Source organism: Streptococcus sp. k-402 (assembly GCF_013277515.1).
Lineage (GTDB): Bacteria > Bacillota > Bacilli > Lactobacillales > Streptococcaceae > Streptococcus.
Map to the genome: position 1 here is coordinate 83,512 of NZ_VMNB01000013.1, position 11,400 is coordinate 94,911.

The 11,400-nt window shown below is 40.7% G+C and carries 9 protein-coding genes and 1 other RNA gene; 8 read left to right on the forward strand and 2 right to left on the reverse strand.

Annotated elements, in window-relative coordinates; all coding sequences use genetic code 11:
• The first annotated feature begins 186 nt into the window (after positions 1–186).
• Positions 187–2,166, forward strand: coding sequence for a peptide ABC transporter substrate-binding protein (locus HT724_RS09105; protein ID WP_173276331.1), 1,980 nt, complete (start codon positions 187–189; stop codon positions 2,164–2,166).
• Positions 2,167–2,307: 141 nt separating this feature from the next.
• On the opposite strand, the gene pbp1a is transcribed toward HT724_RS09105, so the two are convergent.
• Both pbp1a and recU read right to left on the reverse strand, forming a co-directional pair.
• Complete coding sequence (gene pbp1a / locus HT724_RS09110) at positions 2,308–4,488, reverse strand: penicillin-binding protein PBP1A (protein WP_173276332.1); 2,181 nt, start codon at positions 4,486–4,488, stop codon at positions 2,308–2,310.
• The gene (recU, locus tag HT724_RS09115) at positions 4,485–5,081 is read right to left on the reverse strand and encodes a Holliday junction resolvase RecU (protein ID WP_000248777.1); all 597 of its coding nucleotides are present in this window, start codon (positions 5,079–5,081) and stop codon (positions 4,485–4,487) included. The genes pbp1a and recU overlap by 4 nt, the downstream gene beginning before the upstream one ends.
• Positions 5,082–5,147: 66 nt before the next feature.
• On the opposite strand from recU, the gene HT724_RS09120 reads away from it, so the two are divergent.
• The 7 genes from HT724_RS09120 to HT724_RS09150 all read left to right on the forward strand — a co-directional run bounded on the left by HT724_RS09120 (position 5,148) and on the right by HT724_RS09150 (position 11,355).
• A complete protein-coding gene (locus HT724_RS09120) occupies positions 5,148–5,675 on the forward strand; it encodes a DUF1273 domain-containing protein (protein WP_050441138.1) in 528 nt (175 codons plus the stop codon).
• 69 nt (positions 5,676–5,744) lie between these two features.
• Complete coding sequence (gene gpsB, locus HT724_RS09125) at positions 5,745–6,086, forward strand: cell division regulator GpsB (RefSeq protein ID WP_000146532.1); 342 nt, start codon at positions 5,745–5,747, stop codon at positions 6,084–6,086.
• 20 nt (positions 6,087–6,106) lie between these two features.
• An RNA gene (gene rnpB / locus HT724_RS09130) (RNase P RNA component class B) lies at positions 6,107–6,487 on the forward strand.
• An 84-nt stretch (positions 6,488–6,571) separates the two neighbouring features.
• Positions 6,572–7,729 carry a class I SAM-dependent RNA methyltransferase gene (locus HT724_RS09135; RefSeq protein ID WP_166731148.1) on the forward strand — a complete coding sequence of 386 codons (1,158 nt, stop codon included), beginning with the start codon at positions 6,572–6,574 and terminating at the stop codon, positions 7,727–7,729.
• Between the two features lie 12 nt (positions 7,730–7,741).
• Positions 7,742–9,154 (forward strand): cell division site-positioning protein MapZ family protein, encoded by a 1,413-nt coding sequence (locus HT724_RS09140; RefSeq protein WP_173276333.1) that lies wholly within the window; start codon positions 7,742–7,744, stop codon positions 9,152–9,154.
• A 75-nt stretch (positions 9,155–9,229) separates the two neighbouring features.
• Positions 9,230–10,654: an NADP-dependent phosphogluconate dehydrogenase gene (gene gndA / locus HT724_RS09145; RefSeq protein ID WP_084861612.1), complete on the forward strand. Its 1,425-nt coding sequence runs from the start codon at positions 9,230–9,232 to the stop codon at positions 10,652–10,654.
• An 11-nt stretch (positions 10,655–10,665) separates the two neighbouring features.
• Complete coding sequence (locus HT724_RS09150) at positions 10,666–11,355, forward strand: response regulator transcription factor (RefSeq protein WP_173276334.1); 690 nt, start codon at positions 10,666–10,668, stop codon at positions 11,353–11,355.
• Positions 11,356–11,400 lie beyond the last annotated feature (45 nt).

An 11,400-nucleotide genomic window follows, 5' to 3' on the forward strand; every position in this document is an offset into this window, starting at 1 on the left:
AGTAAGGTCAACAAGATTCTTTTCTGCTTATCAGAAGAGAACCTATGTTGGCTTTTTTAGCATAAATGAACAATTTTATTTTTCAGAATATATCAAATATAACAAATAACTCTTAAAATTCAGAAAATTCTATTGACAGGACTTGAAAAAGAGTCTATAATGAATAAAAAAACAAAGGAGAATACTATGAAAACAAGAAAAGTATTGGCTCTTGCGGGAGTAACCTTATTAGCAGCTGGTGTTTTAGCTGCTTGTTCTGGGGGTTCAGGCGCTCAAGGTGAAAAGACCTTTGCCTTTACCTACGAGACACATCCAGATAATCTCAACTATTTGACAACTGGTAAGGCAGCAACTTCTGAGATTACTAGTAATGTGATTGATGGACTACTTGAAAATGATAAATACGGGAACCTTGTTCCTTCATTGGCAGAAGACTGGTCAGTCTCTAAGGATGGCTTGACTTATACTTATAAGATTCGTCAGGATGCCAAGTGGTATACATCTGAGGGAGAAGAGTACGCTCCTGTTAAGGCTCAGGACTTTGTAACAGGACTTAAATATGCAACAGATAAGAAAGCAGAAGCCCTTTACTTGGTACAGGATTCAATCAAAGGTCTGGATGCCTATGCCAAAGGTGAAATCACAGACTTCGCTCAAGTCGGGATTAAAGCCCTTGACGACCAAACAATCCAATACACCTTGAACAAACCTGAAACTTTTTGGAACTCAAAAACAACCATGGGTGTGCTTGCGCCAGTCAATGAAGAGTTTTTGAATTCAAAAGGGGATGATTTTGCCAAAGCTACGGATCCAAGTAGTCTCTTGTATAACGGTCCTTATTTGTTGAAATCCATTGTGACTAAATCCTCTGTTGAATTTGCGAAGAATCCGAACTACTGGGATAAGGACAATGTGCATATTGACAAAGTTAAATTGTCATTCTGGGATGGGCAAGATACCAGCAAACCAGCAGAAAACTTTAAAGATGGTAGCCTTACAGCAGCTCGTCTTTATCCAACAAGTGCAAGTTTCGCAGAGCTTGAGAAGAGTATGAAAGACAATATCGTCTATACGCAACAAGACTCTACGACTTATCTAGTGGGAACAAATATTGATCGTCAATCTTATAAGCACACATCTAAGACTAGCGAAGAACAAAAGACTTCAACTAAAAAGGCTCTCTTAAACAAGGATTTCCGTCAGGCTATTGCTTTCGGATTTGACCGTACAGCCTATGCCTCTCAGCTGAATGGAGAAACTGGTGCAAGCAAAATCTTGCGTAATCTCTTTGTACCACCAACATTTGTTCAAGCAGACGGTAAAAACTTTGGCGATATAGTCAAAGAAAAATTAGTAACTTATGGGGATGAGTGGAAGGATGTTAATCTAGCCGATTCACAAGATGGTCTTTACAATCCAGAAAAAGCCAAGGCTGAATTTGCTAAAGCTAAATCAGCTTTACAAGCAGAAGGTGTGACTTTCCCAATTCATTTGGATATGCCAGTTGACCAGACAGCAACTACAAAAGTTCAACGTGTCCAATCTATGAAACAATCCTTGGAAGCAACTTTAGGAACTGATAATGTCATTATTGATATCCAACAATTGCAAAAAGATGAATTGCTTAATGTAACTCTATTTGCCGAAAATGCTGCTGGCGAAGACTGGGATTTATCAGATAATGTCGGTTGGGGTCCAGACTTTGCCGATCCATCAACCTACCTTGATATTATCAAACCATCTGTAGGAGAAAGCACTAAAACATATTTAGGATTTGACTCAGGGGAAGATAATGTAGCTGCTAAAAAAGTAGGTCTATATGACTACGAAAAATTGGTTACTGAGGCTGGTGATGAGACTATAGATGTTGCTAAACGATATGATAAATACGCTGCAGCCCAAGCTTGGTTGACAGATAGTGCCTTGATCATCCCAACAACTTCTAAAACTGGTCGTCCAATCTTGTCTAAGATGGTACCATTTACAATACCATTTGCATTGTCAGGAAATAAAGGTACAAGTGACCCAGTCTTGTATAAATACCTTGAACTTCAAGACAAGGCAGTTACTGCAGATGAATATCAAAAAGCTCAAGAAAAATGGATGAAAGAAAAAGCAGAATCCAATAAAAAAGCGCAAGAAGAACTTGCCAAACATGTGAAATAAGATAAAAAGAAGTTAGTTATTTGCTAACTTCTTTTGGTTTATCGAAAATGAGTTGAAACCTCTCTTCACTTTCAAAGATGATGAAGCTAATTTTTTTGTAGAAAAAATCCTGAGTTTTTATTCTCAGGATTTTCTTTCATCTCACTGTTGTGGTTGTTGAACTTGTGGATTTTGTGGCGTTGGTTGTACTGGTTGTGTCGGTTGAACAGCTTGACCAGCTTGTCCTTGGCTAGGATCAGTTGCTGGAGCATTATTGGGTTGTTGACCAACCGTCGTACTTGCCTGTGTAGTTGAACTTTCAGCTGTTGTGCTTGGAGTTTCTACTGTTTGTGTTTGTTGTGTTACTGAATTATTCCATGTGTTCTTTGCGTTGTTCTGGAAGACGAATTCTCCATTTCTATACAAGCCATCTGGCATTGTCCAATCTCCAGGTTGGTCATCTTCAGAAAGGTAAGTTATCATTGAACGATAGACTTTACCAGCAACAAGGAAACCATCTCCGATGATTGGAGTTAGACGATTTGAGTATCCTGTCCAAACAGCCATTGCATATTTGCGGGTATACCCTACAAACATTTCATCTGGAGCTACGTAACCAGTGTTCTTGATATACTTTTCAATTTCTTCGTCAGTATAGTTAGAAGTACCTGTTTTACCTGCTTGTGGAAGCCAAGGTAGGTAGGCTCCACGTCCGATTCCGTATACTAAGACAGTTTTCATCATTTCGGTCATCATATAGGCAGTAGTTTCTTTCATAGCCCGAGTACCGGCATCAGAAAATTCTTTTTCACTACCATCACTGAAGACAACTTTATTGATGTACATTGGTTTGTGGTAAATACCACCATTTGCGAATGCGGCATAGGCGGTAGCCATTTTTTCACTACTTGCCCCGTACTGTTTACTAGATTCTGTAGTATTACTTGAAATAGCATTTGAGTAGTGAATACTTGGATAGTCAATTCCTAAACCATTTAGGAAGTTTTTGGCTCTATCTAAACCAACCTTGTTTAGTGTTTCAACGGCAGGTACGTTACGAGATTGTTGAAGGGCATATTGCAGAGTAATATTACCAAAATATGCTCGATCCCAGTTGTAGACAGGTGTGCTTGTTCCTGGATAGTTATAAGGAATATCATTAACCATAGTTGCAGTAGAATCATAAACACCGTATTCTATAGCAGGTGCATAATCGGTGATTGGTTTCATTGTTGAACCCCAGTCACGATTGGTTTCCACAGCTTGGTTGGTACCAAATGAAACGTTACTTGCTTGGTGCCGAGCTCCAAGTTGGGCGATGACTTTACCATTTGAAACATCTACGACCGTAGATGCGACTTGCAAATCATCGTCAGGGTAAGAGACGTATTGATCGGAGTTGTAGATATCCCACAGACGTTTTTGAGCCTCTTGGTCTACATTTGTGTAAACATCCATCCCAGTAGTTAGAAGGTTATAGCCAGTTTCTTGTTCTACTTGGTCGATAACCTCTTTGAGATAATTGTCCATATATGCTGGGTAGCTATTGACTGATTTCAAACTTTGGAGTCCATCAGTAATAGGAGTATTGATAGCCTTCTCATACTGTTCGGCAGAAATGTAGCCCTGACCTTTCATCTCTGAAAGTACCAAGTTACGACGGTCAAGGGCAGCTTCTGGATGAGAATAGGGATCGTATTGATTCGGAGCCTGTGGCATTCCTGCTAGTAGGGCAAGTTGAGGTAGTGATAGTTCTCTCAAATCTTTGCCGTAATAGTTTTGGGCAGCCGTCTGCATTCCATAGTTTCCGTTAGACATGTAAACTTTATTCACGTAGTAGGTCAGAATTTCTTGTTTTGTGGTTTTTTGTTCTAATTGAATAGCCAACCAAGCTTCCTGGGCTTTACGTGAAATGGTCTGATCAGAAGTGGAAGTTGAGAAATAGGTCAACTTAATTAATTGTTGGGTAAGGGTTGATCCTCCCTGGAGAGAGTTGTTTTGTAAGTTACGTAAAAAAGCTCCTATAATTCGGATGGTATCGACACCGCGATGATCGAAAAAACGATGGTCTTCGATTGATACGATAGCCTTGACCAAATCAGTAGGAATTTCGTTGGCCTGAGCGTTTACTCGGCGTTCAGAGCCCAGATCGGCAATCAGTTCGTTTTTACTATCGAAAATCTTACTAGACGTGGTTGCGACTAATTTGCTCTCAGATAGGGCTGGGGCTTTACTGACGTAATAGAGAAATATGCCTCCTCCCAGCATAACTGCTGTGATAAATAAAGTTAAGAAGCAGATACTCACATACTTAGCTATTCGCAGGATAGTTTGTTTGTTCATCTTGTTTTACCACCTAATAAATGTTCTTTGATAACATTGAGATAGGGAATTTGAGGGAAGGCACCAGCCTTGATTTCATATCCATATTCTCGAATATATCCAAGTGGCATTGATTTTTGTCCCTTATCTTGATGGTAGAAGCGAATCAAATCGAATGCCGGCAATAAGTAGGTTTCTTGCTGAGAAGAAAAGTGAAGAAGGACAAAGCAGATTCCTTGTTGGGCAAGGACTTGTTCCATATGCTGAATTTGATGTGGATGAAAATTTTTCATCGGAATCGCACGTTTTTGTTTTGTTTCCTTGGCTTCAAAGTCGATGTAATATCCATTATAAACGCCAGAATAGTCCGTCGTTGAAGCTTGTCGAAAATAGGCCTCAACAATCTTGGCACGACTTCGCTGTGGATAGTCCACTCGTACAATTTGAATAGGGGTTGGTTTCTTGTGTATAACAGCCAAGCCCTGAGACAAATAGTAGTCGTTGGTAGCATTGATCATCTTTTCAAAAGACATTCCTCGATTTGCGAAATTTTTGGGTTGAGAAAGAGATGTTTGTCTTTTTTGTGATGAAAGTTTATGTGGATAGTTGACCATAATTCTCCTTATTGGTACAATAACATCACTCTATTATACCATAAATTTGCACAGAAAGGGTTAAAAATGGCTACAGCTTTGGTTTTAGGCTATTCTGCTTTTGATTTGGGTTTGTTTTCTGACAAGGATCCTCGTCTTAAATTGATTAAAAAAGCGATACGTAAAGATTTAGAGGCTATGGCAACAGATGGGGTGTCTTGGCTTGTGTTTACAGGAAGTTTGGGTTTTGAATATTGGGTTTTAGAGGTTGCTCAGGAGATGAAAACCGAGTACGGTTTCCAGTTGGCTACCATTTTTGCTTTTGAAACCCATGGGGAAAATTGGAATGAAGACAATCAGATGAAACTGAGTCGTTTTAAGCAAGTAGACTTTGTCAAATATGCCTATCCTCGCTATGAACACAAGGGGCAGTTAAGAGATTACCAGCAGTTTTTACTGGAAAACACGACTAGTTCCTATCTTTTTTATGATGAAGAAAATGAGACGAAACTAGCTTATTTTTACCAAAAGATGAAAAATCAAGAGGACTATTTTATAAAGAGATTAACATTTGATCAATTAAATGAACTTGCTGAAAATTTTTCCGAAAATTGAAGCTTTGACCTTGATTTTTGTTTGCCTTTTTTTATATAATAATACTAGCAAGCGAGAATGGAGAGAGACATGGCAAGTATTATTTTTTCAGCAAAAGATATTTTTGAACAAGAGTTTGGGCGTGAAGTCCGTGGCTATAGTAAGGTAGAAGTTGATGAGTTTTTAGACGATGTCATCAAGGACTATGAAACCTATGCTGCCTTGGTCAAGTCACTTCGTCAGGAGATTGCGGATTTGAAGGAAGAATTAACGCGTAAACCGCAAGTGAGTTCGGCTCCAAGTCCTAGTCACCCAGATCCAATTGATGTGGCTGCTTCATCTTCTATGACGAATTTTGATATTTTGAAACGCTTGAATCGTCTTGAAAAAGAAGTATTCGGTAAACAAATTTTAGACAATACTGATTTGTAATTCAGGTCTTGTTACATGCAATTTTTGGATAATCGCGTGAGGAGAATTGCTTCTCATGAGGAAAGTCCATGCTAGCACAGGCTGTGATGCCTGTAGTGTTTGTGCTAGGCGAAACCATAAGCCTAGGGACGAGAAATCGTTACGGCAGTTGAAATGGCTAAGTCCTTGGATAGGTCAGAGTAGGCTTGAAAGTGCCACAGTGACGGAGTCTTTCTGGAAACAGAGAGAGTGGAACGCGGTAAACCCCTCAAGCTAGCAACCCAAATTTTGGTCGGGGCATGGAGTACGCGGAAACGAACGTAGTATTCTGACTGCTATCAGCTAGAGCTGTTAGTGGTAGACAGATGATTATCGAAGGAAGTGGTCCTAGTCACTTCTGGAACAAAACATGGCTTATAGAAAATTGCATATAGGTTGGGGCTGAGAAATTTTCTCAACCTCATTTTTTAAAGTGGACATATAGAAAGGTCTTGCAAGACTGTAACATGAAAAAAGAATTTAATTTAATTGCAACTGTGGCAGCAGGTCTTGAAGCTGTTGTGGGACGAGAAGTGCGAGAGTTGGGCTACGATTGTCAGGTTGAAAATGGACGTGTGCGTTTTCAAGGAGACGTGAAAGCTATTATTGAAACCAACCTCTGGCTTCGAGCAGCAGATCGTATCAAAATTATCGTAGGAACCTTCCCAGCTAAGACTTTTGAGGAGCTCTTTCAGGGAGTTTTTGCTTTAGATTGGGAAAATTATTTACCACTCGGAGCTCGGTTCCCGATTTCAAAAGCCAAATGTGTTAAGTCCAAACTTCATAATGAACCTAGTGTTCAGGCTATTTCTAAGAAAGCTGTTGTCAAGAAATTGCAGAAACACTATGCTCGCCCAGAAGGTGTTCCACTGATGGAGAATGGCCCAGAGTTTAAGATTGAGGTCTCTATTCTCAAAGATGTGGCAACTGTCATGATTGATACGACAGGCTCCAGTCTCTTTAAACGTGGCTATCGTACCGAAAAAGGAGGCGCTCCTATCAAGGAAAACATGGGGGCAGCTATTTTGCAACTCTCTAACTGGTATCCAGACAAGCCTTTGATTGATCCGACCTGTGGTTCGGGGACTTTCTGTATCGAGGCGGTCATGATTGCTAGAAAGATGGCTCCAGGTCTGCGTCGCTCTTTTGCATTTGAGGAATGGAACTGGGTTAGCGATCGCTTGATTCAAGATGTTCGCACAGAGGCGGCTCAAAAAGTGGATCGTGAGCTGGAACTGGATATCATGGGCTGTGATATTGATGCTCGCATGGTAGAAATTGCTAAGGCTAATGCCCAGGCAGCTGGTGTTGCAGGAGACATTACTTTTAAGCAGATGCGCGTGCAGGATTTACGTTCTGATAAAATCAATGGTGTGATTATCTCCAATCCGCCTTACGGGGAGCGTTTATCAGATGATGCAGGGGTGACCAAGCTCTATGCTGAAATGGGTCAAGTATTTGCACCACTGAAAACTTGGAGCAAATTTATCCTGACTAGTGATGAAGCCTTTGAAAGCAAGTATGGTAGTCAAGCAGATAAGAAGCGTAAGTTATACAACGGAACCTTGAAAGTGGATCTGTATCAATATTTTGGTCAGCGTGTCAAACGGCAAGAGGTAAAATAGAAAGGGATACTCATGAGTAAAAAAAGACGAAATCGTCATAAAAAAGAAGGTCAAGAACCGCAATTTGATTTTGATGAGGCAAAAGAGCTAACAGTTGGTCAAGCTATTCGTAAAAATGAAGAAGTGGAAGCAGGAGTCTTGCCTGAGGATTCCATTTTGGACAAGTATGTTAAACAACACAAAGATGAAATCGAAGCAGATAAGTTTGCGACTCGCCAATACAAAAAAGAGGAGTTAGTTGAAACTCATAGTCTGGATGATTTAATTCAAGAGATGCGTGAGGCTGTAGAGGAGTCAGAAGCTTCTTCGGAGGAAGTTCCATCTTCTGAAGACATCTTACCACCCTTGCCTCTGGACGATGAGGAGCAAGGCTTGGATCCTCTATTGCTAGAGGATGAAACTCCAACAGAAATGACTGAAGAAGTGGAAGAGGAGCAAAACCTTTCTCGTCTGGATCAAGAGGACTCAGAAAAGAAAAGTAAAAAAGGCTTTGTTTTGACCGCTTTGGCGCTTGTATCAGTGATTATCTGTGTCAGTGCTTATTATGTCTATCGGCAAGTGAATCGCTCGACCAAGGAAATTGAAACTTCTCAATCAACTACAGCCAATCAATCAGATGTGGATGATTTTAATACACTTTATGACGCCTTCTACACAGATAGTAATAAAACGGCTTTGAAAAATAGTCAGTTTGATAAACTAAGTCAACTCAAGACCTTACTTGATAAGCTGGAAGGTAGTCGCGAACATGCACTTGCTAAATCTAAGTATGACAGTCTAGCGACGCAAATCAAGGCCATTCAAGATGTCAATGCACAATTTGAAAAACCAGCTATTGTTGATGGTGTATTGGATACCAATGCCAAAGCCAAATCGGATGCTAAATTTACAGAGATTAAAACTGGCAATACTGAGATTGACAAAGTGCTAGATAAGGCTATCAGCCTTGGTAAGAGCCAGCAAACAAGTACTTCGAGCTCAAGTTCAAGTCAAACTAGCAGTTCTAGTCAAGCAAGTTCAAATTCTTCTACCGACAATACTACAAGTAACGCCAGTCCATCTTCAAGCGCCTCATCAAATAATTCAGTTTCTGCGCGGGATGATAGCTATGGCGGTTTATCAAGTTCTGGAGTTAACCTTCAGAGAGCTTCAAGTCGTGTACCGTTCAATCAATCAGCTGTAGATGATAGTAATAACTCTGCCTGGGATTTTGCGGATGGTGTCTTGGAACAAATTCTAGCGACTTCACGTTCGCGTGGTTATATCACTGGTAACCAATACATCCTCGAACGTGTCAATATCGTTAATGGCAATGGTTATTACAACCTCTACAAGCCAGACGGAACCTATCTCTTTACCCTTAACTGTAAGACAGGTTACTTTGTTGGAAATGGTTCTGGACATGCGGATGACTTGGACTACTAAGCAGTCGTTACAAAATTCTTTCTTTTCAAAAGTAAAAATGATAAAATAAAACAAATTAAACAAGAGGAGTGTCAAATGACAAAAGCTAACTTTGGTGTTGTTGGTATGGCCGTAATGGGTCGTAACCTTGCCCTTAATATTGAATCTCGTGGTTACACAGTTGCTATTTACAACCGTAGTAAAGAAAAAACTGAAGATGTAATTGCTTGCCATCCTGAAAAGAACTTTGTACCAAGCTATGACGTTGAAAGCTTTGTAAACTCAATCGAAAAACCTCGTCGCATCATGCTCATGGTTCAAGCTGGACCTGGTACAGATGCTACTATCCAAGCCCTTCTTCCACACCTTGATAAGGGTGATATCTTGATCGACGGAGGAAACACTTTCTACAAAGATACAATCCGTCGTAATGAAGAATTGGCAAACTCAGGCATCAACTTTATCGGTACTGGAGTTTCTGGTGGTGAAAAAGGTGCCCTTGAAGGTCCTTCTATCATGCCTGGTGGACAAAAAGAAGCCTACGAATTGGTTGCAGATGTTCTTGAAGAAATCTCAGCTAAAGCACCAGAAGATGGCAAACCATGTGTGACTTACATTGGTCCTGATGGAGCTGGTCACTATGTGAAAATGGTTCACAACGGTATCGAGTATGGTGATATGCAATTGATCGCAGAAAGCTATGACTTGATGCAACACTTGCTAGGTCTTTCAGCAGAAGATATGGCTGAAATCTTTACTGAGTGGAACAAGGGTGAATTGGACAGCTACTTGATTGAAATCACAGCTGATATCTTGAGCCGTAAAGACGATGAAGGCCAAGATGGACCAATCGTAGACTACATCCTTGATGCTGCAGGTAACAAGGGAACTGGTAAATGGACTAGCCAATCATCACTTGACCTTGGTGTGCCATTGTCACTCATCACTGAGTCAGTATTTGCACGTTACATTTCAACTTACAAAGAAGAACGTGTACATGCTAGCAAGGTTCTTCCAAAACCAGCTGACTTCAAATTTGAAGGAGACAAGGCTGAGTTGATTGAAAAAATCCGTCAAGCCCTTTACTTCTCAAAAATCATTTCATACGCACAAGGTTTTGCGCAATTGCGTGTAGCTTCTAAAGAAAACAACTGGAACTTGCCATTTGCAGACATCGCATCTATCTGGCGTGATGGCTGTATCATCCGTTCTCGTTTCTTGCAAAAGATTACAGATGCTTACAACCGTGATGCAGACCTTGCTAACCTTCTTTTGGATGAGTACTTCTTGGATGTTACTGCTAAGTACCAACAAGCAGTGCGTGACATCGTAGCTCTTGCGGTTCAAGCTGGTGTACCAGTGCCAACCTTCTCAGCAGCTATTACTTACTATGATAGCTACCGTTCAGCTGACCTTCCAGCTAATTTGATCCAAGCGCAACGTGACTACTTTGGTGCTCACACTTACCAACGTAAAGACAAAGAAGGAACCTTCCACTACTCTTGGTATGACGAAAAATAAGTAGGTCTGCCATGGGGAAACGGATTTTATTACTTGAGAAAGAACGAAATCTAGCTCATTTTTTAAGTTTGGAACTCCAAAAAGAGCAATACCGAGTTGATCAGGTTGAGGAGGGGCAAAAAGCCCTCTCCATGGCTCTTCAGACAGACTATGACTTGATTTTATTGAATGCTCGTCTGGGGGATATGACAGCCCAGGATTTTGCAGATAAGCTGAGTCGGACTAAGCCAGCTTCAATCATCATGGTCTTGGACCATCGTGAAGAATTGCAAGACCAGCTTGAGACAATCCAACGCTTTGCCGTTTCTTACATCTATAAGCCAGTAATCATTGATAATCTGGTAGCTCGTATTTCAGCGATTTTCCGAGGTCGGGACTTCATCGACCAACACTGTAGTCAGATGAAGGTTCCAACGTCTTACCGCAATCTGCGTATGGATGTGGAGCATCATACTGTTTATCGTGGCGAGGAGATGATTGCTCTAACGCGTCGTGAGTATGACCTTTTGGCTACTCTTATGGGAAGCAAGAAAGTTTTGACTCGTGAGCAATTGTTGGAAAGTGTCTGGAAGTATGAAAGTGCAACCGAAACCAATATCGTGGATGTCTATATCCGTTATCTACGTAGCAAGCTTGATGTAAAAGGTCAAAAAAGCTACATTAAAACCGTGCGTGGTGTTGGTTACACCATGCAAGAATAGAAAGCAGTTGCAGTTGTGTAACTGCTTTTTTTAGCTCTTTGTCAA

Bases quoted from the DNA above. Each gene is read 5' to 3' on its own strand.
- HT724_RS09105 (WP_173276331.1), top strand. From the start codon at position 187: ATGAAAACAAGAAAAGTATTGGCTCTTGCGGGAGTAACCTTATTAGCA.
- pbp1a (WP_173276332.1), bottom strand. From the start codon at position 4,488: ATGAACAAACAAACTATCCTGCGAATAGCTAAGTATGTGAGTATCTGC.
- recU (WP_000248777.1), bottom strand. From the start codon at position 5,081: ATGGTCAACTATCCACATAAACTTTCATCACAAAAAAGACAAACATCT.
- HT724_RS09120 (WP_050441138.1), top strand. From the start codon at position 5,148: ATGGCTACAGCTTTGGTTTTAGGCTATTCTGCTTTTGATTTGGGTTTG.
- gpsB (WP_000146532.1), top strand. From the start codon at position 5,745: ATGGCAAGTATTATTTTTTCAGCAAAAGATATTTTTGAACAAGAGTTT.
- HT724_RS09135 (WP_166731148.1), top strand. From the start codon at position 6,572: ATGAAAAAAGAATTTAATTTAATTGCAACTGTGGCAGCAGGTCTTGAA.
- HT724_RS09140 (WP_173276333.1), top strand. From the start codon at position 7,742: ATGAGTAAAAAAAGACGAAATCGTCATAAAAAAGAAGGTCAAGAACCG.
- gndA (WP_084861612.1), top strand. From the start codon at position 9,230: ATGACAAAAGCTAACTTTGGTGTTGTTGGTATGGCCGTAATGGGTCGT.
- HT724_RS09150 (WP_173276334.1), top strand. From the start codon at position 10,666: ATGGGGAAACGGATTTTATTACTTGAGAAAGAACGAAATCTAGCTCAT.